This window comes from Sphingomonas mangrovi (genome assembly GCF_047975845.1).
In the GTDB taxonomy this organism is placed as follows: Bacteria; Pseudomonadota; Alphaproteobacteria; order Sphingomonadales; family Sphingomonadaceae; genus Sphingomonas.
Genome location: NZ_JBIUCZ010000005.1, coordinates 1 through 22,524, shown reverse-complemented (window position 1 = coordinate 22,524; position 22,524 = coordinate 1). Strand labels below are relative to the sequence as shown.

At 69.8% G+C, this 22,524-nt stretch carries 22 protein-coding genes; 15 read left to right on the top strand and 7 right to left on the bottom strand.

Annotation, left to right across the window (positions count from 1 at the left end; translation table 11 throughout):
• Positions 1 to 65: 65 nt before the first annotated feature.
• Positions 66 to 833: a helix-turn-helix domain-containing protein gene (locus tag ACBY01_RS04150; protein WP_416459509.1), complete on the bottom strand. Its 768-nt coding sequence runs from the start codon at positions 831 to 833 to the stop codon at positions 66 to 68.
• 148 nt (positions 834 to 981) lie between these two features.
• On the opposite strand from ACBY01_RS04150, the gene ACBY01_RS04145 reads away from it, so the two are divergent.
• The 8 genes from ACBY01_RS04145 (at position 982) to ACBY01_RS04110 (ending at position 10,805) form a co-directional block, all read left to right on the top strand.
• Positions 982 to 3,102: a marine proteobacterial sortase target protein gene (locus ACBY01_RS04145; protein ID WP_416459508.1), complete on the top strand. Its 2,121-nt coding sequence runs from the start codon at positions 982 to 984 to the stop codon at positions 3,100 to 3,102.
• On the top strand, positions 3,099 to 3,776 hold the full coding sequence (locus tag ACBY01_RS04140) for a class GN sortase (protein ID WP_416459507.1): 678 nt from the start codon (positions 3,099 to 3,101) through the stop codon (positions 3,774 to 3,776). Before ACBY01_RS04145 ends, ACBY01_RS04140 begins: the two co-directional genes overlap by 4 nt.
• A 74-nt stretch (positions 3,777 to 3,850) precedes the next feature.
• Positions 3,851 to 6,121, top strand: a complete 2,271-nt coding sequence (locus ACBY01_RS04135) for a TonB-dependent siderophore receptor (protein WP_416459506.1) — start codon at positions 3,851 to 3,853, stop codon at positions 6,119 to 6,121.
• Between the two features lie 38 nt (positions 6,122 to 6,159).
• A complete protein-coding gene (locus ACBY01_RS04130) occupies positions 6,160 to 6,789 on the top strand; it encodes a DUF4198 domain-containing protein (protein WP_416459505.1) in 630 nt (209 codons plus the stop codon).
• A gap of 123 nt (positions 6,790 to 6,912) precedes the next feature.
• Entirely contained in the window at positions 6,913 to 7,182 is a 270-nt protein-coding gene (locus tag ACBY01_RS04125) for a hypothetical protein (protein ID WP_416459504.1), read from the top strand.
• A 164-nt stretch (positions 7,183 to 7,346) separates the two neighbouring features.
• Positions 7,347 to 8,354, top strand: coding sequence for a ferritin-like domain-containing protein (locus ACBY01_RS04120; protein ID WP_416459503.1), 1,008 nt, complete (start codon positions 7,347 to 7,349; stop codon positions 8,352 to 8,354).
• Positions 8,355 to 8,380: 26 nt separating this feature from the next.
• Entirely contained in the window at positions 8,381 to 9,409 is a 1,029-nt protein-coding gene (locus tag ACBY01_RS04115) for a ferritin-like domain-containing protein (protein WP_416459502.1), read from the top strand.
• 43 nt (positions 9,410 to 9,452) lie between these two features.
• The gene (locus ACBY01_RS04110; RefSeq protein ID WP_416459501.1) at positions 9,453 to 10,805 is read left to right on the top strand and encodes an Nramp family divalent metal transporter; all 1,353 of its coding nucleotides are present in this window, start codon (positions 9,453 to 9,455) and stop codon (positions 10,803 to 10,805) included.
• Between the two features lie 24 nt (positions 10,806 to 10,829).
• Here the strand turns inward: ACBY01_RS04110 and ACBY01_RS04105 are convergent, their stop codons facing one another.
• A complete protein-coding gene (locus ACBY01_RS04105; RefSeq protein WP_416459500.1) occupies positions 10,830 to 11,279 on the bottom strand; it encodes a DUF1465 family protein in 450 nt (149 codons plus the stop codon).
• A 79-nt stretch (positions 11,280 to 11,358) separates the two neighbouring features.
• Positions 11,359 to 11,556 (bottom strand): YdcH family protein, encoded by a 198-nt coding sequence (locus ACBY01_RS04100; protein WP_416459499.1) that lies wholly within the window; start codon positions 11,554 to 11,556, stop codon positions 11,359 to 11,361.
• Between the two features lie 155 nt (positions 11,557 to 11,711).
• On the opposite strand from ACBY01_RS04100, the gene ACBY01_RS04095 reads away from it, so the two are divergent.
• Positions 11,712 to 11,867: a YdcH family protein gene (locus ACBY01_RS04095; RefSeq protein WP_416459498.1), complete on the top strand. Its 156-nt coding sequence runs from the start codon at positions 11,712 to 11,714 to the stop codon at positions 11,865 to 11,867.
• Positions 11,868 to 12,122: 255 nt separating this feature from the next.
• Here ACBY01_RS04095 and ACBY01_RS04090 read toward each other — a convergent pair whose 3' ends face one another.
• From ACBY01_RS04090 to ACBY01_RS04075, 4 genes are all read right to left on the bottom strand, one after another.
• Positions 12,123 to 12,476 carry a PilZ domain-containing protein gene (locus ACBY01_RS04090; RefSeq protein ID WP_416459610.1) on the bottom strand — a complete coding sequence of 118 codons (354 nt, stop codon included), beginning with the start codon at positions 12,474 to 12,476 and terminating at the stop codon, positions 12,123 to 12,125.
• 81 nt (positions 12,477 to 12,557) lie between these two features.
• Complete coding sequence (gene dksA, locus ACBY01_RS04085; protein ID WP_416459497.1) at positions 12,558 to 13,025, bottom strand: RNA polymerase-binding protein DksA; 468 nt, start codon at positions 13,023 to 13,025, stop codon at positions 12,558 to 12,560.
• A 661-nt stretch (positions 13,026 to 13,686) separates the two neighbouring features.
• Positions 13,687 to 13,926: a hypothetical protein gene (locus tag ACBY01_RS04080; RefSeq protein WP_416459496.1), complete on the bottom strand. Its 240-nt coding sequence runs from the start codon at positions 13,924 to 13,926 to the stop codon at positions 13,687 to 13,689.
• A gap of 356 nt (positions 13,927 to 14,282) precedes the next feature.
• Positions 14,283 to 14,792: a host attachment family protein gene (locus ACBY01_RS04075; protein ID WP_416459495.1), complete on the bottom strand. Its 510-nt coding sequence runs from the start codon at positions 14,790 to 14,792 to the stop codon at positions 14,283 to 14,285.
• Between the two features lie 113 nt (positions 14,793 to 14,905).
• Here ACBY01_RS04075 and serS point away from each other — a divergent pair, with 113 nt between their 5' ends.
• The 6 genes from serS to ACBY01_RS04045 all read left to right on the top strand — a co-directional run bounded on the left by serS (position 14,906) and on the right by ACBY01_RS04045 (position 22,355).
• A complete protein-coding gene (gene serS / locus ACBY01_RS04070; protein WP_416459494.1) occupies positions 14,906 to 16,186 on the top strand; it encodes a serine--tRNA ligase in 1,281 nt (426 codons plus the stop codon).
• A gap of 72 nt (positions 16,187 to 16,258) precedes the next feature.
• Positions 16,259 to 17,338, top strand: coding sequence for a peptidoglycan DD-metalloendopeptidase family protein (locus tag ACBY01_RS04065; protein ID WP_416459493.1), 1,080 nt, complete (start codon positions 16,259 to 16,261; stop codon positions 17,336 to 17,338).
• A complete protein-coding gene (locus tag ACBY01_RS04060; RefSeq protein WP_416459492.1) occupies positions 17,335 to 18,378 on the top strand; it encodes a potassium channel family protein in 1,044 nt (347 codons plus the stop codon). Before ACBY01_RS04065 ends, ACBY01_RS04060 begins: the two co-directional genes overlap by 4 nt.
• 74 nt (positions 18,379 to 18,452) lie before the next feature.
• Positions 18,453 to 19,802, top strand: coding sequence for a 30S ribosomal protein S12 methylthiotransferase RimO (rimO, locus tag ACBY01_RS04055; protein WP_416459491.1), 1,350 nt, complete (start codon positions 18,453 to 18,455; stop codon positions 19,800 to 19,802).
• A 48-nt stretch (positions 19,803 to 19,850) separates the two neighbouring features.
• Positions 19,851 to 21,242: a leucyl aminopeptidase family protein gene (locus tag ACBY01_RS04050; protein ID WP_416459490.1), complete on the top strand. Its 1,392-nt coding sequence runs from the start codon at positions 19,851 to 19,853 to the stop codon at positions 21,240 to 21,242.
• Between the two features lie 78 nt (positions 21,243 to 21,320).
• Entirely contained in the window at positions 21,321 to 22,355 is a 1,035-nt protein-coding gene (locus ACBY01_RS04045) for a choice-of-anchor A family protein (RefSeq protein ID WP_416459489.1), read from the top strand.
• Positions 22,356 to 22,524: the final 169 nt, after the last annotated feature.

Below are 22,524 nucleotides of genomic sequence, written 5' to 3'. Positions count from 1 at the left end.
ACGCTGGCATCTCGTGCCGCACGCGGGACACCCCAGCCCTCGCTGCGGTGACGCGTGAGGCCTTCTCACCCGGTCGCGCCGCCCCGCCAGCGGCAGAAATCGTCGGCGGTCGCGGTGTCGAGCATCGCCTCGCACATGTCGAATTCCGGACTGTTCGGAGCGACAACGCCTAGGGCGATGTCCAGCTGTGGTTGCGGCACGAACGCGATCGGGCTCGCCACCGGCACCAGCTGCGACCCCGGCCCTGCCTGAAGCGTGCTCAGCAGGCCGAACATCCGCCCTTCCCGCGTCGGCCGGCCGAGGATGACGAGCCGGTGCTGCCCGGCCTCGTTGGTGACCAGATAGGTGTGCCCCGACAGGTTGGGCATCGACACATGGCCGGCTTGGGCGAAGGCGCCGTCCGCCCGGTCGCTCTCGGCGAAGCGTAGGTGGCCGGCGGCATCGTCCCAGCAGATCCGCGTGCGATAGGCGACGATCGCGCCCGGCGTGGCGAAGCTGGGCCGCAACGTAACATAGTCCTGCTCGATCCAGCGTACCGCGGCGCGGCTGTACGCGCCCATCGCGTCGGGCGCCTGGTCGCGCGGCGTCGCGGCCGCCGCCTCGCCGCGCAGCGCGGTGCCGAGCGCTTCCTCCAGCCTTACGATCGTCGCCAGCGTAAACGGGCGGCTGCCGGCAAGCGCCTTTTCCAGCGTCGACAGGCTGATCCGCGCCATGTCGGCGACCGCCTGGCGGGAGATGCGGCGCCGCGCGAGCTCTTCGCGCAGCCGGTCGGCGGTCCGCAGCGCCTCTCCCTCCGGCAGTTCCGACATGATCGCATTCCCCTTGCCGGACATTTCCGCACAAATCCGCACGCGCCGTCAAGCGCGCCGCCGGCTTCGGCACGCACGCGCCTGCCGCGGCCGAAACTGCCGCCGATTGCCCGTGGCTGTGCGGCACCCGCGCTGCATAGGGGAAAGGCTCCCTCGATGATGGAGCCATGCCATGTCCGCGGTTCTTCTCTCTTCCCACGCGCGGCGACGGGTGTCGCTGGCGCTTCTCCTGCTGCTCGGCCTCGCCGCCGCGCTGTTCCTCGCCGGGCGGCTGGCCGCCTCCGAAGCCGAGGCCGATCCGGATGCGGTCGGCAGCGGCACGCTGATGCTGGCGGGCAAGGGCGTTGCCGAGGCGGTGCCCGCGGTACGGCTCGGCACCGACATGGACGTGACCGTCAGCGGCCAGATCGCACGCGTCCGCATCACCCAGGCGTTCCGCAACACCAGCGACCGGTGGATGGAAGCGACCTACCTCTACCCGCTGCCCGACGACGGCGCGGTCGACAGCCTCAAGATGGTGGTCGGCCAGCGCGTCATCATCGGCCGGATCAAGCGGCGCGAGGAAGCCCGCGCGATCTACGAAAAGGCGAAAGAGGAGGGCAAGAAGGCCGGGCTGGTGGAATCCGAGCGCCCCAACCTGTTCCGCAACAGCGTCGCCAACGTCGGTCCCGGCGAGACGGTGCTGGTCGCGATCGAATATCAGGCGCCCGTCCGCCAGCTGGGCGGCGAGTTCGCGCTGCGGCTGCCGCTGGTCGTCGGGCCGCGCTACGTCCCGCCGCACACGCTGAGCGATGCCGCGAAGACCGCCGATGCCGATGCGGTCACCGCCCCGCTTGCGCATCCCTCGCTCGGCAAGGACCTCAATCCGGTCTCGATCACCGTCCGGCTCGCGCCGGGCTTCGTTCCCGCCAACCTCGTCAGCCCCTATCATCGCGTCGCGGTGACGCAGGACGGCGCGGAGGCGCGCACCGTCACGCTTGCCGACGCCACGGTGCCGGCGGACCGCGATTTCGAGCTGCGCTGGCGCTCGGCGAGTGCGGACCCGACGGTCGGGCTGTTCCGTGAGGTCGCCGACGGCGACTCCTACCTGATGGCGTCGATCGTCCCGCCCGCAGCCAATCCCGGCACGGTGGTGCCGCGCGAGATGGTGTTCGTGATCGACAACAGCGGGTCGATGGGCGGCGAGTCGATGGCGGCGGCCAAGAACAGCCTGCTCTACGCGCTCGGCACGCTGCGCCCGCAGGACCGGTTCAACGTCATCCGCTTCGACGACACGATGACCCAGCTGTTCGAGCGCAGCGTTCCCGCCACCGCCGACCAGGTCGCGCTCGCCCGTCGCTTCACCCAAGGGCTGGAGGCGAACGGCGGCACCGAAATGCTGCCCGCGCTTCAGGCGGCGCTGGTCGATGCCACGCCGGCCGATCGCCGCAGCGTGCGCCAGATCGTCTTCCTCACCGACGGCGACCTGTCCAACGAGCGCGAGATGATGGCGGCGATCGCGGCGAAAGCCGGGCGCAGCCGGGTGTTCATGGTCGGCATCGGCTCGGCGCCGAACAACTTCCTGATGCGCCGCATGGCCGAGGCCGGGCGCGGCACCTACACCAACGTCGGCAGCGGTGAGGAGGTCGCCGCCAAGATGACCGCGCTGCTCGACCGGCTGAAGGCACCGGTGGTGCGCGACCTGCAGGTCCGCATCGACGGCGCGCCGCTCGACCTGACGCCGCGCCGCCTGCCCGACCTCTATGCCGGCGAGCCGCTGGTGCTGCTGGGCCGCGGCAAGGCGGTGTCGGGGACGCTCACCGTCACGGGTACGATCGGCGACCGCCCCTGGTCGCAAACGGTGGCGCTCGATCAGGCGGTCGACAGCGCCGCGGTCGCCAAGCTGTGGGCCAACCGCCGGATCGCCGAGATCGAGGCGGCACGCTGGGCGAACGAGATGGAGGACTCCGCAGCCGACGCCGCGGTGGCCGAGCTCGGCCTCGCCTACAGCATCGTCACCAGCCAGACGAGCCTGGTCGCGGTCGACGAGACGCCGAGCCGTCCCGAGGGAGCGCGGCTGACCCGCGAGGAGCTGCCGCTGCTGCTGCCGGCCGGCTGGGACTTCGACACGCTGTTCGGTGGGGCGCTCGCACCGTCGGCACCGGCGGCCGAGGGTCAGGCGGCGGACCAGCCCGAGGCGCTGGAGCTGCCGCAGACCGCAACCGGCTATGCCGCGGGGATGCTGCAGGGGCTGTGGCTGCTGCTGATCGGGCTTGCCGGCCTCGCCTGGCAGCGGCGGAGCGCGCGGGCATGACCGCCGCCACGCTTCCTGCCATTACGGGAGGGCGCGCCTGCGGGCGCGTCCTCCAACTGGCGCTGCTCGCGCTGTGCGCTTTCGGACTGGTGCTGCTCGGCCGCAGCGCGACGATTCCGGCCAAGGCCTGGGCCGCCCAGATCCTGCTCGACCGCGCGTTCACGCGGAGCCTTGCCGACGGACGGTCGGTCAAGCCCTGGCCGTGGGCGGATACCGCGCCGGTCGCCCGCATCGCGCTGCCGCGGCTGGGCGTGCGGCAGGTGATCCTGTCGGGGGGATCGGGCCAGGCGATGGCGTTCGGCCCGACCGCACTCCCCGCCCCGCAGGCGCAGGGTCGCGTCACCATCCTGGCCGCACATCGCGACACCCATTTCGCCTTCCTTGCCGATGCGAAGATCGGCGATGTCGTGACGGTACAGCCGGTGGCGGGTGCCACGCAGCGATATCGCATCCGGAGCTTCGCGGTCGTCCGGCACGACCGCTTCGCCTATCCGCGCGATCCTACCCGGCCGCTGCTGCTGCTCACGACCTGTTATCCCTTTGGCGCGACCGAGCGCGGCCCCTTGCGGCTGGTGGTCGCGGCCGAGCAGATCGGCGGCGCGGCTGCAACACAACCGCAATCAATTGCGGGGCGTCGTGATATTGAGAGTGACTCGCAGACGATCCCGCGCTAGGCGCCCCCTCATCATCGCACAAAAAAGGGGGAAATCGCGTGCGTCTGCCGAATTGCTTGCTGTCGAGTGTTGCCTTGGCCTGCCTCTGCGCCGGAGCCGCCCAGGCCGCGTCGACCGAGGACGACGCACCGGGCCAGGTCGCGACCGAGACCGGCGCCGGTGCCGAGGAGATCATCGTCGTCGGCAAGAGCTATGGCCAGGCGGTCGGCAAGACGATCACCCCGCTGAAGGACGTTCCGAACACCATCACCGTGGTCGACAGCGAGCAGATCAAGGCGCAGAACCTGTTCACGCTCGAGGACGCGCTGACCGCCACCAACGGCATCACCGTGACCGGCGTCGGCAGCGAGGACCCGTCGTTCCTGTCGCGCGGCTTCGCGATCAACAACTATCTGGTCGACGGCGTGCCGACGCTGGCGTTCGGCTTCCCGGGCGTGGTCCCGGACCTGTTCTTCTACGATCGGCTGGAGGTGCTGCGCGGCCCCGCCGGCCTGTTCAGCGGATCGGGCAATCCCGCCGGCAGCATCAACCTGGTGCGCAAGCGGCCGCTGGACGAGAACCGCATCTCCGCCTCCGCCGGCTACGGCAGCTACGACAACCTGCGTCTCGAAGCCGATACCTCCGCGCGCGTCGGCGACCGGGCCGGCATCCGCGTCGGCGCGATGCTGCAGGACCAGGACCAGTTCTTCGACGTGGCGCATCGCAAGCGCTGGGGCGGGTTCGCGGTCGGCGAACTGGAGATCGGGGGCCGCACCACGCTGACCGCCGGCATCTACTATGATCGGTTCAAGCCGGCGATCCAGTCCGGCCTGCCCGGCTACGCGGGCGGGGCGGACGGCAGCGAGGGCCGGCTGCTCGACGTCCGCCGCTCGACCTATCTCGGCGCCGACTGGAACCGCTTCGACGCGGAGAGCACCTCCGCCTTCGTCGAACTCGCCCACCGGGTGAGCGACCGCTGGACGCTGCGCGCCACCGGATCGTTCGCCAACGTCGACCGCTTCGACGTGTACAGCTACATCGGCAGCCAGGCGGTGACGACCGCTCCGGTCGGCGCGACCCCGGCGAACAACGGTGTCACCAGCCACATCGCCTTCCGCGGCGACAACCGGCAGAAGACGCGCGCGTTCGACTTTAACGGCATCGGCAGCTTTCCGCTGTTTGGCCGCGACCAGACGCTGATCCTGGGCATCGACTACCAGGCGCAGGACTATACCAGCGACTATACGCGCCTTTCCAACTACGCGAAGATCGATGTCTTCAACCCGGTGTCGCCGCTGGAGCCGCCGCTCAATCCCTACGGCCCCCTGCCCTATTATCCGGTGCAGGGCACCAATGCGACCTGCCCGAACACCAGCACCCCAATCGTCCCCGCGCCGGTCAACTGCGTGCTGCAATCCTATGGCGGATCGCTGACGCAGGTCGAGCAGTACGGCCTGTACGGCCAGACCCGCATCAGCCCGGTCGCGGGGCTGACGCTGGTCGGTGGCGGTCGCCTGACCTTCTGGGACACGAACACACAGGTCACGCGCCCCACCCTCGGCCCGGTCGGCGGCTACGGCGTCGATGGTCGCTTCACCCCCTATGCCGCAGCTTTGTGGGACGTGACGGACAATTTGAACGTCTATGCCAGCTATGCCGACAGCTTCACCCCGCAGGTCGGCCCCGGCGGCCGTACGCGCGCCGATGGCGAGCGGACCGAGCCGCTGATCGGCGACCAGTACGAAGCGGGCACGAAGCTGGCGCTGTTCGGCGACAAGCTGCTGCTCTCGCTGGCGGGATATCAGATCGTCCAGAAGAACCGGATCATCAACGATCCCGACGACACGACGCTGTTCGTCCAAGCCGGCCGCGTCCGCGCACGCGGCATCGAGGCGGAGGTGAGCGGCGAGATCCTGCCGGGCTGGCGCGTCAACGGCGGCTACAGCTTCACCAAGACCAAGTACCTGGAGGACGCGCAGCCGCAGTTCAACGGCATCCCGCTGACCCCGATCATCCCGGAGCATATGGTGAAGCTGTTCACCAACTATGCGCCGGTCGACGGGCCGCTGGCCGGCGCCAGCATCGGCGGCGCGGTGACGTGGTTCGCCGAGACCTATGGCGGCAATCCCGCGATCCTCGGCCCCACCGGCAACGTCGTCACGCGCTCCACGATCGTCCGGCAGGGCGACTATGCGGTGGTGGACCTGCGCGCCGGCTACAAGGTCGACGATCGGCTGTCCTTCTCGGTCAACGTCAACAACGTGCTCGACAAGAACTACTACGCGCGCATCTCGTCCACCGGCCGCGGCAACTACTACGGCAGCCCGCGCACCGTGTTCGCGACCATCCGGCTCACCTACCCGTGAGGCGCATTCCTTCCTCCCGTTCCACGAAAGGGCATTCCATGAAAAAGATGCTGTTCGCCGCGCTGCTGGCGGGTCTGTCGACCACCGCCCAGGCGCATGAAGTGTGGATCGAGCGCGACGGCACCGGCCCGGCGCGCATCTACCTCGGCGAGCCGGCCGAGGCGATGCCGGAAGGCGGCGATCCCGAGTTCGCCAAGCTCAAGGCGCCCAAGCTCCTGTCCGCCCCCGCGGCGCGGCTGGAGCGCAAGGTCGGCTTCCTGCAGGCCAAGGTGCCCGCCGGCGACGTGCGCGCCTGGGACGATTCGGTGTTCGCTCCCTGGGGCGCGGCCGGCAAGAAGGAAGCGGTGGTCTACTACGCCCGCGCCGGGCGCAGCGAGGCCAAGGCGGCGCTGCCGTTCGAGTTCGTGCCGACCACCGCAGGGAGCGACCGCTTCCGCCTGGTCCGCGACGGCAAGCCGGTCGCCGCCACCGAGGTGACGTTCATCGCGCCGGACAAGGCGACGCAGAAGCTCACCACCGATGCCGATGGCGAGGTCGCCGCACCCGTCGCGGCCAAGGGGCGCTACCTGATGACCGCCGCGCTCAAGGACGAAGGCGCGCACACCACCCCGGCCGGCCCGGTCGCGGTGCTGCACCGGATCACGACGATCAGCTTCGTCGCGCCCTGAACCCCGGCGGACCGCTTCGGCCGGTGGCTTGCCGTCGCCGGGCGAAGCGGTCGCATCCCTCTCGCGCACGCCGGCGCGACGATGCTAGACGATGGCACCCGCCCGTCGCCGAGGAGCGCATCGATGATCCTGCTTGCCGTGTTGCTCGCCGCCCCCGCGGCCGTTCCGGCCCAGGCCGTGCCGCGCGACGTCCGGCGCTTCGTCGACCGCCGCGCAATGTGCGACCATTGGAGCGGCGAGGAACCGTACGACCAGGCGCGCAACGCCCAGATCTTGGCCGCGCTCACCCGTCTTCGCTGCGAGACGATCGACGCCGACGAAGCCAAGCTCCGCCGCCGGTATGCGCAGGACCCGGCCGCGCTGCGGGCGCTCGATCCGGTCGAGGAGCCCTGATCGCGCGCACCCTGCGCGCGCTTCACCGAAAGACAGTTGGTAATCGGCGGTTTCGCCGGTAACAGCAGCGGTTCGGATACGGGCCGGCGCTCTCCTCCAGAGGCCGCGACGGATCGTACCGCCGATCGCCGACGGCGGATCGGCGTGTTCATTGGGAGGCGTTGATGAGCGACGACACGGGGCTGGACGAGGTTCTGGAGGCACGCGAGGTGCGCCGGGCCGACCGGCGCGACTTCATGCGCTACGCGGGCGGCTTCACCGTCGCGGCGGCCGGTGCCGCTCTGGTCGGCGCGTGCGGCGGCGATGACGACGACGACAATTCGTCCACGCCGACGCCCACCCCGACCCCGACGCCCACCACCTCGGCGACCAGCGGCATCAGCGACGCCGACATCCTGAACCTGTTGCTCAACCTCGAGTATCTGCAGGCGCAGTTCTATGCGTTCGCGACGTCCGGCAGTGGCCTTGCCGACACGCAGCTCACCGGCACCGGCACGCAGGGCAAGGTGACCGGCGGCAGCAAGGTCAGCTTCACCGATCCGGTGGTCGGCCAGATGGCGCTGGAGATCGCGCAGGACCACCGCGCCCACGTCGATTTCCTCCGAAGCGCGCTCGGCTCGGCCGCGGTGGCGCAGCCGGCGATCGACCTGAGCGTCAGCGCGACGAGCGCCTTTTCGACGGTGGCGCGTGCCGCCGGGATCATCGGCACCGGCGAAAGCTTCAACCCCTACGCCAACGACGAGAACTTCCTGCTCGCAGCGTTCCTGTTCGAGGATCTGGGCGTCAGCGCCTATCGCGGCGCGGCCTCGGCGATCAAGAGCTCGGCCCTGCTGACGGTGGCGAGCGGGCTGATGTCGGTCGAGGGCTATCATGCGGCGATGGTCCGCACGACGCTGTCCATCAAGGGTGCCGCCAACGCGGCCCTGATCGCCAATACCGAGGGCCTATCCAACGCACGCGACGGCTACGACGGCGGCAGCGACCTCGACCAGGGCCTCGCCAACCGCGGCGAAGCCAGCAACATCGTGCCCGCCAACGAGGACGGGCTGGTGTTCGGCCGGACGCTCAAGCAGGTGCTCAACGTCCTCTACCTGAGCGCCGCGGCGGCGGACAAGGGCGGCTTCTTCCCCAGCGGGGTGAACGGCGCCGTGAAGACCAGCGACGCCAACTGACGCACCGACAGCCAGGAAGCCTTATCATGGATCAGCAGGATACCCTCCAGCAGGTGCTCGAAGCCGGCGACAAGCGTCGCGCCGAGCGCCGCGAATTCTTCCGCTACGCCGGCGGCTTCGGCATCGCCGCCGCGGGCGCCGCCGTGCTATCGGCATGCGGCGGCAACGACGACGACGACGGCGGCACGGTGTCGCCCACCGCCACGCCGACCCCGAGCCCGACGGGTTCGGCCACCAGCACGCCGACTCCTACGCCGACCGCTACCGAAGCCGACGTGCTCAACTTCGCGCTGAACCTCGAATATCTCGAGGCGCAGTTCTACGCCTATGCCGCCAACGGCACCGGGCTTCCCGCCAGCATGCTCGGCGGCGCCGGCACCGCCGGCGAGGCGACCGGCGCGCGCCAGGTGGCGTTCACCGACCCGCTGGTCGCACGCTACGCACGCGAGATCGCCGCGGACGAGCAGGCGCACGTCGCCTTCCTCCGCCGCACGATCGGCACGACCGCGATCGCGCAGCCGGCGATCGACCTGAGCACCGCGGCTACCGGCGCCTTCTCCGCCGCAGCGGTCGCGGCCAAGCTCATCAAGCAGGGCGAGACCTTCGACCCCTATGCCAGCGACGAGAACTTCCTCCTCGCCGCCTTCCTGTTCGAGGATGTCGGCGTGACGGCGTACCGCGGTGCGATCGGGTTCCTGAGCACCACCGCCTATATCGACGGCACCGCCGGCATCCAGGCATCGGAAGCCTATCACGCCGGCCTCATCCGCACCGTGCTCTATCGTAAGGGCGTCGACGCCGCCGCGCTCATCGAGGCGACCGAGACGATCTCGGACGCACGCGACGGGCTCGACGGCGCCGGCGATGCCGACCAGGGCGTGAAGATCCAGAACGGCGCGTCGAACATCGTCCCGTCCGACGGCACCGGTCTCGCCTATGGGCGTACGCCGCAGCAGGTGCTCAACATCGTCTATCTGAACCGGGAATCGAAGACGAGCGGCGGGTTCTTCCCGCAGGGCGTCAACGGCTTCCTGAAGACGAGCGGCGCCAACTGACCGCGTCCCGCCGGTGGCGGGAGCATCGAAGAAAGAAGCCGGCATGACTCCACCCTCGGCGAGTTCCCCACCGCTCGCCGAGGGCGGTAGCCTCCCCCGCTCCCCCAGCCTTCCCGACGCCCATCGCACCGTCGCGGTGCCGTCCGGCGCGGGCGGGTTCTGGCGCAAGCTCGGCGCCTTCGCCGGACCCGGCTATCTCGTCGCGGTCGGCTATATGGACCCGGGCAACTGGGCCACCGACCTCGCCGGCGGATCGGCGTTCGGCTATACGCTGCTGTCGGTCATCCTCCTTTCGAACATCATGGCGATGGTGCTGCAGGCGCTCTCGGCCAAGCTCGGCATCGTCGCCGAGCTCGACCTCGCCCAGGCGTGCCGCGAACGCTATTCGCCGGCGGCGCGCTGGGTGCTGTGGGCGTTGTGCGAACTGGCGATCATCGCCTGCGACTTGGCCGAGGTGATCGGCACCGCGATCGCGCTCCAGCTGCTGTTCGGCATCCCGCTCCCCTGGGGCGTGGCGCTCACCGCGTTCGACGTGATGCTGATCCTGCTGCTCCAGCAATATGGCTTCCGCAAGCTGGAGGCGTTCATCGTCGCGCTGTTGCTGATCATCGCCGGCTGCTTCGCGGGCGAGCTCTTCCTGGCGCAGCCGAGCCTGGCCGGGATCGCCGCCGGCCTGGTGCCGAGCACCGAGATCGTGACCAATCCGGCGATGCTCTACATCGCGATCGGCATCCTCGGCGCCACGGTGATGCCGCACAATCTCTATCTCCACTCCTCGATCGTCCAGACCCGCCGCTTCGACCGATCGCCGGAAGGGCGGCGCGAAGCGGTCAAGCTCGCCACCATCGACAGCTCGGTCGCGCTGATGCTGGCGCTGTTCATCAACGGCGCGATCCTGGTGCTGGCGGCGGCGACCTTCCACACCGCCGGGCGTACCGACGTCGCCGAGATCCAGGACGCCCACGCGCTGCTCGCGCCGATGCTGGGCGCCGGCATCGCCAGCGTGCTGTTCGGCGTGGCGCTGCTCGCCTCCGGCCAGAACTCGACGCTGACCGGCACGCTCGCCGGGCAGATCGTGATGGAGGGCTTCCTCGACCTCAAGATGCCGGTGTGGATGCGGCGGCTGATCACCCGGCTGATCGCGATCGTCCCCGCGGCGATCGCGGCCGTCTGGTACGGCGAGAGCGGCACCGCCCAGTTGCTGCTGGCGAGCCAGGTGGTGCTCAGCCTTCAGCTGCCGTTCGCGGTGTTCCCGCTGGTGCAGATCACCAGCGACCGCCAGCGCATGGGGCGTTTCGTCAATGGGCCGGTGATGAAGATCGCGGCCTGGACTATCTGCGCTGCGGTGATCGTCCTCAACTGCGTGCTGCTGGGCCAAGTCGCCGGGCTGATCTGACCGCCAGCGGTTGGACGGCGGCGGTCAGAAGGCGGCGGAAAGCCGCGCCAGCATCGAACGCGCGGGGCTGGCGATCGCCGCCTCCGGAGCCGGGACCAGGCGCGCGACCCGGCGGTGCAGGTCGATACTCGCCTCGATGAGGCTGCGTGCCGTCTCCGGCAGCATCGCGAGCACGTCGTCCGAGCTTGCCGGCGCCTCTGCCAGCGGCCGTGCGGCGCTGCTTCGCGCGCCCATCTCGCCCGCGTCCCCGGCACGCTGGCCGAGCAGCCAGCCCAGGACGTGCATCAGCCGGGTCGTGAGCTTGAGCGACTCGCAGGAGAAGGCGACTCGCGCGACCGGCTCCAGCCGACCGCGCTCGTGCCTGCCGGCCGCGTCGAAATAGGCGCGTGCCTCGTCCGCGAGCAGCAGCGCCTCGACGTGAAGCGGTCCGAGCAGCCGGTCCTGCAACGCCGGCGGAAGGGCAGAGCGATCCATACGCGATCGGATGCCACAGCCGCCGGGCTGCGCCTATCGCTCAGCGCGCGGCGTCATCCCGATCCGGGACGGGTCGCCGTCAGGCGATGATGTCCGGGATCAACTGGTCCTCCAGCTGTGCGATCTCGTCGCGCAGCCGCAGCTTGCGCCGCTTGAGCCGGGCGATCTGGAGCTGGTTGACCACCCCTTGAAGCTGGAGCGCGGCGATGGCGTCGTCGAGGTCGCGATGTTCCACCCGAAGATGCTCGATCTGGGCGGTGATCTCTAGGTCCTGCATGCCCAAGACCATCGCCGTTGCTGCGGCGCGGCGCAACGCTCCGTCTGCACTTTCCGCACGGCGCGCCGAAAGCGCCGGCGCAAGGCGGAGACAAGCGGCGCATCGCGTGTTCTAACAGGCATCCCCCAACCCCCGAACAGCAGAGGATTGCCTTCATGCAGACTGCCCATCTTGCCGCTCTCGAGGCCAAGCATGCAGCGCTGGACAGCCAGATTCTGGCGGAAGCGCGGCGACCGGCACCCGATCAGGAAGTGCTGGCGACGCTGAAGAAGCGCAAGCTGCAGATCAAGCAGGAGATCACGGCCGAGTGATCGCTGCGGGGCGCGGATCGCACGATCCGTGCCCCGGTCGTTTTAGGCAAAGTGTGCGTGGTGGAGGGTCGAGGAACCGCGTGGAAGCTACGTCCCGCCCAACCGCAGGAGACCCCAGCGTTCGCTGGGGTGACGCAAAAAAAGGCCAAATTCACTAGAAGCGTACGGTCGCCTCAGGCACCGTCATCCCAGCGCAAGCTGGGATCTCCCTGAGGAGTACGCAACAGCCCCCCACCCGCAAGCCTCGTCCCCGACCTACAGCGGCCGCTTGAGCGGCTTCGTCTCCGTCGGCCGAACCGCGACCGGTTTGCGCGCCGCCTTCGGATCGATCTCTTCCACGAAGGCGATGCCGACCCGCCCCTCGGTCGACCAAGCGACGGTGCCGCGAACCAGCCCGATGCCGCGTAGTTCGACCTCGACCTCGGCACCGACCGGCAACACCGGGCCGTGTTCGGCCATCAGCCCGCCGGCGGACAGGTTGCGCACCCGCACCGGCACCGGATCGCCGCGGCCGACGCGCCGCAGCGTGGCCGTCAGCAGCAGGCTGTCGCGCTCCTGCGCGCGCTTGTAGGCGACCGGTTGGTCTTCGGAGGAATCGTTCTCGCTAATCCCATCTACTCCGCAGCGTCGCTTCGTGCAGAAGCCTCCAGCAACTGGTACCGAAACGTCCGCTGCGGAGACAAGGCCGAGCTATTCCTCGCGCGAGATTTTTTCGTTCCGCTCGTGCTTTTCCTGCGCCTCGACCGTCATGGTGGCGATCGGCCGCGCTTCGAGCCGGCCGAGCGAAATCGGCTCCCCGGTCACTTCGCAATAGCCGTATTCGCCATCCTCGATCCGCCGCAGCGCCGCGTCGATCTTGGCGATCAGCTTGCGCTGGCGGTCGCGGGTGCGCAGCTCGATCGACCAGTCGGTCTCGCTGGCGGCGCGGTCGGTGAGGTCGGCCTCGCGCAGCGAGTCGACCTGCAATTGCGACAGCGTGCCCTGCGCCTCGCGATGGATCGCGTCCTTCCACGCGAGCAGCTTGTGTCGAAAATAGGCCTGCTGCCGCAGGTTCATGAACGGCTCGTCCGCGCTTGGCCGGTAGCCGTCGGCGAGTTCGTCGTTCGCCGCGACGGGCGGTGTATCAACGTTCGCCGTCAAATCGAAAACACTTGCCATCCCCACTCTCCACCCCGGTCTCCCACCCGAACGAACTGGCGGGGACCGCCTGTACCTGGCGCGCCTATACTGACAAGGACTGGGCACGACAAGCGCCTCAAGATTACGGAATGACTGGAGATTATCCCTGCAGTTCGCTGGGATAATATGGCCGTTGCTTCGCGATCATTTCGGATGCGCTTTCTCGGCGACCCGCTGGGCGGCGGCAGGGCGGGCGTGCCATAACGAAACATCGCTGGCGGCAGCCTGAGAGAAAGCGGTGCCGTTATGCGACTTTAAGGTTATAGAGACGTTAATGGTCGCGCATCCGCTTGGTTCGCCGACCCGGTGCGTTCCTCCGTCCGGCCGCCGTCGCAACGGTGACCGCGACTTCCCGCCCAAAGATGAAGAGTGGCACTATGTCGGTTCGTATGGCCTTGGCGAAACTCTGCGCATGCGCGGTCGGCGGCGCCTTCGTCGGCGGCGGCGCGGTGCACGTCGCGGAGAATCCGCAGAGCTACGGCATCTCGCGCCGCTACGTTCCCAAGACGGAAGTGGTCCGCACCGGCAAGCCGCGCCCGACCAAGAAGCTGCTGCGCCGCCCGGTCGAGGTCGCCGCCGTCTGCCCGCCGGTGGTCACCGTGGCCAACGAACCTCCCGCCCCGGTGCCGGTGCTTCCCGCCTATGTCGAGTCGCCGGTCGTGGCGCCCGTGGTCGCCAGCAACGAGCCGCCGGTCGTCGTGGGCGGCACGAGCGGGGGTGGATTCTTCGGCGGCGGTTTCTTCGGCGGGGGCGGATTCTTCGGGGGAAGCGGCGGATCGAGCTCGTCGTCGACCAGCACATCCACCAGCACGTCCACCAGCACCTCGACCTCCACGTCGTCGAGCAGTTCGGGCGGCGACGAAGAGCCGGGCACGTCCACGGGCGGAGGCCCGCCGGGACCTCCCGGCCCCCCGGGGCCTCCCGGACCTCCGGGACCTCCCGGACCACCGGGACCTCCTGGACCCCCGAGTCCCCCTGGACCTCCGGGTCCTCCCGGACCTCCGGGCCCGCCGGGACCTCCCGGACCTCCTGGGCCGCCGACGAACCCGCCCGGGACGCCGGAGCCCGTGCCTGCGCCACCGATGATGCTGCTATTCGGCGGCGCGGCGGCAGCGCTGGTCGCCCGCAAGCGGTTCGCCAAGAAGCCGGCCTGACGCAGAACGCCGGGACCGGGCACGAAAAAAGGGCCGCGCGATCCTCTCGCGCGGCCCTCTTCATTTCGGCAGCAGGCGGCGATCAGGCCGCGAGCAGCAGCTTCTCGATCTGGTCGACCGGATGGCCGGTCAGATCCTTGTCGAGCTCGCCGACGAGGCGGTTGCTGACTTCCTTGTGATAGTGCTTGCGCAGCTCGCCCAGCGTGCGCGGCGGCGCAACGACGATCAGCGACTCGAACTTGTTGCCCAGCGCCTTGGTGCGCAGCATGTCGGCGGTTTCCGCGGCGAAGCGGTCTTCCTCCAGCTGGTGGAAGTCGGTTTCCTCGAAGGTGCCGCGTGACGGCGCGAACTGGGCGCCACCACCCTGCGCATGGCCCGAGCCGCCCTGCGCCACTGCCGGTGCGTTGGCGCCCGACTGGGTCGACGACGCGCCGCCGGCGGCGTCGGTCTTCTGGTCGCGGTCCGCCGGGTTGTGGTGGATCTCCTTCGCCTCGACCTGCAGGTTGGGATGCTCGGCGTCGCCCTCGTTGCGCAGGAACAGCATCTTGCGGCCGTCGGCGACCAGGACGAAGGCGTCGTGGGGGATCTGCATGGAAGGGTCTCCTCTCTTTCCAGTCCCCTCCCCAACGCTTCGCCCGCCGTGCGGGTTTCGACGGTCCGCCTTGCGGCTTGCACGGCGCGGGCGGCGTCGCCATAGCCGCGGCCATGCACGACATCCGACTGATCCGCGACGATCCCGCCGCCTTCGACGCAGCGCTCGCCCGCCGGGGCCTGCCGCCCGCCGCCGCCGAGTTGGTCGCGCTCGACGAGCGCCGCCGCGCGCTGACGACCGAGCTGCAGCAGGGTCAGGCGCGCCGCAACGAGGCGTCGAAGGCGATCGGCGCGGCCAAGGCGAAGCGCGATGAGGACACCGCCGCGGCGCTGATGACCGAGGTGGCGGCGCTCAAGGAACGCCTCCCCGGGCTGGAAGCCGAGGAGCGCACGATCGGCGACGACCTGACCGCACGGTTGGCGGCGATCCCCAACCTGCCGCTCGGCGACGTGCCCGAAGGCGCCGACGAAGACGACAACGCGCTGGTGCACGAGCGCGGAGCGCGCCCGGCGTTCGACTTCGCGGTGCGCGAGCACGACGCGATCGGCCCGGCGCTGGGCCTCGACTTCGAGACGGGCGCGGCGCTCGCCGGCGCACGCTTCACGCTGGTGCGCGGCGCCGCCGCCCGGCTGCATCGCGCGCTCGGCCAGTTCATGCTCGATACGCTGTCGGAGGCGCACGGCTTCGAACAGGTCGTGCCGCCGCTGCTGGTGCGCGACGAGGCCGCGTTCGGTACCGGCCAGCTGCCCAAGTTCGCCGAGGACCTGTTCCGCACCACCGACGGCCGCTGGCTGATCCCCACCGCCGAGGTCAGCCTGACCAACATCGTCGCGGGCAAGATCCTCGCCGAGACCGAGCTGCCGCTGCGCTTCACCGCACTCACCGCCTGCTTCCGCTCGGAAGCGGGGGCCGCCGGCCGCGACACCCGCGGCTTCATCCGCCAGCACCAGTTCGAGAAGGCGGAGATGGTATCGATCACCACCCCCGATCAGTCGGAGGCGGAGCACGAGCGGATGACCGCGGCGGCCGAGGACATCCTCACCCGGCTCGGCCTGGCATTCCGCCGGATGAAGCTGTGCACCGGCGACATGGGCTTTTCCGCGGCGCGCACCTACGATCTGGAGGTCTGGCTGCCCGGTCAGGACCGCTATCGCGAGATTTCCAGCTGCTCAACCTGCACCGATTTCCAGGCGCGCCGGATGAACGCGCGCTTCCGGCCCGAGGGCGAAAAGGCGACCCGCTTCGTCCATACGCTCAACGGATCAGGGCTGGCGGTCGGCCGCACGCTGGTGGCGGTGCTGGAGAATTATCAGCGCGCGGACGGCAGCGTCGGCGTGCCGGAGGCGCTTCGCCCCTACCTCGGCGGTCTCGAAACGCTCGCCCCCGCCCGCTGAACGCCGCACCCGGAGGCTTGACGCGACACGCCAACTGCCGCTCGATGGGCGCCGGATCGTAGAGGGAGACGCATGAACGGCCGACGCGCTTGCTACCGCCACGCGGTACCGCTGCTTGCGGTGGGACTGCTCGGCGGGTGTATTCCGCACGGCCGTACCGAGCAGGTGCCCTCGCGTACCATCGCCGGGCCGCCGGCGGAGGTACCGCGCGGATCGGCGTCGCAGGCGGAGGGCGTCACCGCCCCGCCGACCGCGCCACCGGCCTGGGAGGTCAACCGGGTCGCCGCCGACGCACGCGCCGTGGCCCAGAGCGTCCATGTCGTCGCGCGCGGCGAGACGCTGCGCAGCATCGCGGCGAAAACCGGTGCCGGATCGGAAGCGATCGCGCGCAGCAACGGCCTTGCCCCGCCCTTCACCATCTATCCGGGACAGCGGCTCACCATTCCCGGCGGCCGCTATCACCTCGTCCGCGAAGCCCAGACCGGCATCGCCATCGCGCGCGCGTACGGCGTGCCCTGGTCGACGATCGTCACCGCCAACGGGCTCGAGGACCCGTACATCCTGCGCACCGGCCAGCGCATCCTGATCCCCGGCGGCGCGACTGCCGGCATGAGCGTCGCCGAGCGCGCCGCCGCGTTCCGCCTCGACATCGACGACATTCTGACCGGCGGCGAGCCGGCGATCGAGCCCGAGGACAAGCCGGTGCGCGCCACCCCCTCGCCGAGCCGCGTGCTGCCGCCCACCGCCGCGGTCGCGCCACCCAGCCGCCTTACCAGCCAGTTCCAGTGGCCGGTCGGCGGGACGGTGGTGAAGCGCTTCGGTGCGGGTGAAAGCGGCGAGCGCAACGACGGCATCAAGATCGGCGTGCCCGTCGGCACCCCGGTGCTCGCCACCGCCGACGGCGTCGTAGCCTATGCCGGCAGCGGCGTGCCCGGCCTGGGCGGTGTCGTCATCCTCAAGCACGGCGACCGCTACACCAGCGTCTATGGCCATGCGAAGGAGCTGCTGGTCCAGCGCGGCCAGTCGGTGAAGCGCGGGCAGCAGATCGCGACCTCGGGCGACACCGGCTATGCCAGCCGCCCGCAGCTCCACTTCGAGATCCGCCAGGGCCGCGCGCCCGTCGACCCACTCACGAAGCTTCCCCGCCGATGAACCCCAGCGAACTTGCCCGTCGGACGCTGCGCCGCCGATCGCAAACCCCGGTGTGGGCTCAGATCCTGTGGCGCGTGCTGGCGGTGCTCGCGCTGTTGGGGATGGCGGTCAGCGTCCACTGGTTCGATCGCAGCGGGCTGCGCGACACCTACGACGGCGAGGTGAGTTTCCTCGACGTCATCTATTTCACGATGATCTCGATCACCACGACCGGCTATGGCGACATCGCGCCGGTGTCGGAGCGCGCGCGGATGTTCGACGCGCTGGTGGTGACGCCGATCCGCGTGTTCGTGGTGCTGCTGTTCATCGGCACCACCTATCAATTCGTGCTTCGACGCACTTGGGACCGATGGCTGATGGCACGCATTCAACGCAATCTCGACGCCCACGTGATCGTCGCCGGCTTCGGCAAGACAGGCTCCGAAGCGGTCGCCGAACTGGTCGCGCGCGGCGAGGCACCCGGCGACATCGTCGTGATCGATTGCGACCAGACGAACATCGCACTCGCGGAGAAGCTGGGCTGCACCGTGCTGCAGGGCGACGCCACGCGCGACACCGTGCTGCAGGACGTCCGCATCGCCAATGCCAAGGCGATGATCGTCGCGGCCGGACGCGACGACACCTCGATCCTCATCACGCTCACCGCGCGGCACCTGGCGCCCGACGTGCCGATCAGCGTCATCGTGAAGGCGGACGACAACGAACTGCCGGCGCGCGCCGCGGGCGCCACCACCGTCATCAATCCGGTGAGCTTCGCCGGGCTGCTGCTCGCGGGCTCGTGCCGCGGCGCACACATGGCTGATTATCTGGTCGACCTCGCGTCGATCGGCGGGCCGGTGGCGCTTTCGGAACGGCCGGTCGCGCCGCAGGAAGTCGGCAAGCCGCTGTCGGCGATCACCACCGGCCTTGGCGTGCGGGTCTATCGGTCTGGCGGATTCTTCAGCTTCGCAGCCCCGCAGGCGGAGTCGCTGGAAGCCGGCGACATGATCGTGGAGGTCGTCGCCAATCGCGCCGACACAAAGGCGCCGACGCTGACCTGACGGCGGTCGCGCGCGGCGGCGACGCGCCCCGCCTCTATCTTTTTGGCGCGAACGCACTATGTCGCGCGGCGACCATGGCAACCAGACTTCCCGAAGCCCCGAAGGTGGGGATGGTTTCGCTCGGCTGTCCGAAGAACCTCGTCGACAGCGAACGGATTCTCACCAAGCTGCGTAGCGACGGCTACGGCCTGTCGCCGGATTATGCCGGCGCGGACGTCGTGCTCGTCAACACCTGCGGCTTTCTCGACTCCGCCAAGGAAGAAAGCCTGGAGGCGATCGGCGAGGCCATCGCCGAGAACGGCCGCGTCATCGTCACCGGCTGCATGGGCGACGAGGCCGCGGCGATCCGCGCGCGCTTCCCCAACGTCCTCGCGATCACCGGCGCACACCAGTATGAGTCGGTGGTCGAGGCGGTGCACGACGCGGCGCCGCCGATCCCCTCGCCCTTCGTCGATCTGGTGCCGGAGGCGGGGCTCAAGCTCACGCCGCGCCACTACAGCTATCTGAAGATTTCCGAAGGCTGCAATCACCGTTGCTCCTTCTGCATCATCCCGTCGATCCGCGGCGACCTGGTGTCGCGCCGGCCCGACGCGATCCTGCGGGAGGCGGAGAAGCTGGTCGCCGCCGGCACGCGCGAGCTGCTGGTCATCAGCCAGGACACCTCCGCCTACGGCATCGACATTCGCGATCAGCCGCGGATGTGGAAGGGCGAGGAAGTCCGTCCGCACATGACCGATCTCGCGCGGGAGCTCGGCAAGCTCGGCACGCACGACCAGCCGGTCTGGGTGCGGCTGCACTATGTCTATCCCTATCCGCACGTCGAGCAGGTCATCCCGCTGATGGCGCAGGGGCTGGTGGTGCCGTACCTCGACATCCCGTTCCAGCATGCCAGCCCCAAGGTGCTGCGCACGATGAAGCGCCCGGCCAACGACGCCAAGGTGCTCGAGCGGCTGCGCGGCTGGCGGGCGATCTGCCCGGACATCGCGATCCGCTCGTCCTTCGTCGTCGGCTTTCCCGGCGAGACCGAGGAGGACTTCCAGTACCTCCTCGACTGGCTGGACGAGGCGCAGCTCGACCGCGTCGGCGCGTTCCGCTTCGAGCCGGTCGAGGGTGCTGCCGCCAACACGCTTCCCGATCCGGTGCCGGAAGAGGTGAAGGAAGAGCGCTACACCCGCCTGATGGAGAAGACCGCGGCGATCTCCGCCGCCAAGCTCCAGGCGAAGGTCGGCCGCACCATCCCGGTTATCATCGACGACGTCGATGCCGAGGGTGGCGCTACCGGCCGCTCGCAGGCCGACGCACCCGGCATAGACGGCGAGGTGTTCCTGCGCGACTCCGGCCATCTCGCGCAGGGCGACATCGTCCCCGTGCTGATCGAGGACGCCGACGAGCACGATCTCTACGGGGTGCCGGTCGCCCGCTGAGGCCGGCCGCCCCTTCCGTTCGCGGGCGGGGCTCCGTAGAGCGGGCGCATGTCCGATCTCGCCTCGCTGCTTCAGCCCGACCGCGGCCAGTCCGCGCGCACCCTCCACCTGATCGACCCGCAGGGGTTCGACGGCTGGCTTGCGAAGCAGTCCGCGCGACACCGCGCCGCGGTCGCCGCGCAGAAGCTCAAGCCGAGCGGCTACGCCCATGCGATCCTGCCCGGCGAGGCCGCGGAGGAGTGGTCGGTGGTCGCGGTCGTCGCCGACACGGCGAGCCTCTCGCCCTGGTGTCTCGCCAAGCTCGCCGAGGTCCTGCCGGCGGGCAGCTATCGCCTCGCGGAGGGCGAGCCCGGCGCGGCGGCGTTCGGCTGGATCGTCGCGCAGCACCGCTTCGCGCGCTACCGCAAGGAAGACAATGCCGAAGGGCCGCGCGTACTGCTGACCGGCGATCCGGCGCGGGTCGACGATCTCGTCCGCCAGGCCGCCGCGACGCTGCGGGTGCGCGACCTGGTCGATACCGGCGCGGGCGACCTCGGGCCGGCCGAACTGGAGGCGGAGGTCGCCACGCTGGCCAAGGCGCACGGCGCGACGCTGACGGTCACCAGGGGCGCCGAGCTCGAGCGCGGCTACCCGATGATCCACGCGGTCGGACGGGCCGCTGCCGCCGGGCGCGAGCCGCGGCTGATCGAGCTGGAATGGGGCAACCCCGCGCATCCGCGCATCGCCGTCGTCGGCAAGGGCGTGTGCTTCGACTCGGGCGGGCTCAACATCAAGCCGGGCAGCGGCATGGCGCTGATGAAGAAGGACATGGGCGGCGCCGCGCATGCGCTCGCGCTCGCCGCGCTGGTGATCGAATCGCGCCTGCCGGTGCGGCTCCACCTGCTGATCCCCGCTGTCGAAAACGCGATTTCCGGCGCCGCCTTCCGCCCCGGCGACGTGCTGCGCTCGCGCAAGGGCCTGACGGTCGAGAACACCAACACCGATGCCGAAGGGCGGCTGGTGCTGGGCGACGCGATCACCCGCGCGGTCGAGGGGGAGCCCGAGCTGCTGCTCGACTTCGCGACGCTGACCGGCGCCGCGCGCGTCGCGCTCGGGCCCGACCTGCCCGCCACCTTCGCCAACGACGACGCGCTCGCCGCCGACCTGCTCGCCTGCGGCACCGCCGAGCACGACCCGCTGTGGCGGCTGCCGCTGTGGGATGCCTATGACGACATGCTGAAGTCGAGCATCGCCGACATGGTGAACTCGGCCGAGGGGGCGTTTGCCGGCTCGATCACCGCGGCCTTGTTCCTGCGCCGCTTCGTCCCCGCGAAGATCGCCTGGGCGCATCTCGACACCTTCGCCTGGCGCCCCGCGGCGAAGCCGGGCCGTCCCAAGGGCGGCGAGGCATACGGCCTGCGCGCGGCATGGGGGCTGCTGCGCACGCGCTACGGGCGCTGAACCACCGGCGCATTTTGGGACAGGGCGCGCGAAGTTTTGCCGTGCTGCGCCGCGGCGGACTTCGTAGAGACCGGCGCCATGAACAAGCGCCTGATCGCCGCGGCCCTGTCGGCCACCGCCCTCGCCCTTCCCGCCGCCGCCTCGCCCGTGGTCGGCGTGGACGCGTTGCGCGAGTGGAACCTGATCGTTCTCGGCGACCTCACCTCCAGTTCGGAGGTGGAGGGGCGCACCTTCGTCGGCGGCAACCTCGACGGCAATTCGTCGAACTACCAGATCCGCACGCCGGCACCGTCGGCCTATGACCTCCCCGGCCTTACGGTCGTCGGCGACGTCACCGGCGGGACCAAGAACCTCAACAACGGCTCGGGCGCGGTGGTCGGCGGCAACGTCACCAGCGGCTTCAACCTCAACGGCGCGGTCCAGACGGTAAAGGTCGGCGGCACGATCGCCAACACCAACGTCAACCAGAACACGGTGAATGCGGGCCTCGCCGCCAACGCCGGCTTCCTAGAAGGGCTGCAGCAGCAGAAGAGCCTGTTGTCGAGCGGCATGACCGACCTGTCGCAGGGCATGACCAAGCTCACGTCGAACAGCAACGTGAGCGTTTCGGGCAACCGCGCGACCTTCGACGCCAAGCCGGATGCCAAGGGTGTCGCGGTGTTCACCCTCACCAGCGACGACCTCAACCGCATCGGCGAGATCCAGTTCAACCTGAACGGCGCCGATACTGCGATCGTCAACGTCAGCGGCGCGAACATCGTGCTCAACGACAATTTCCTCGGCGGCACCAAGGGCCTCGGCGAGCACGTCATCTGGAACTTCGCCGACGCGAAGACGCTCGATCTCTCCACCGCCTGGGGCGGCTCGGTGCTGGCGCCGGGCGCCGCCGCCAAGACCGGCAACTATATCGAGGGCTCGGCGGTGTTCGGCAGCCTGAAGCAGAACGGCGAGTTCCACCTCGGCACCTACACCGGCGGCTACACCCCGACGACGCCGGTGGACCCCGGCAGCCCCAAGCCGGTGCCGGAGCCGGGCACCTGGGCGCTGATGCTCGCGGGGCTCGGCCTGGCGGCGCTGCTCTTCCGCCGGCGTCGGGCGCTGACGGCGGTCTGAGGTTCGCGGCGCCGGCCGAAGTCCATCGACCGAAGCCTCCGGCCGGAACCGCAGGCGGTGCGCGTCTGGATGCCCCGAGTTCACAAACGAAGTGCAACACCAGGTTGAGGTGTTGCGATGGGAACCAGGTACCGACAGCTCTCGTATGCGGAACGGTGTGCGATTGCCC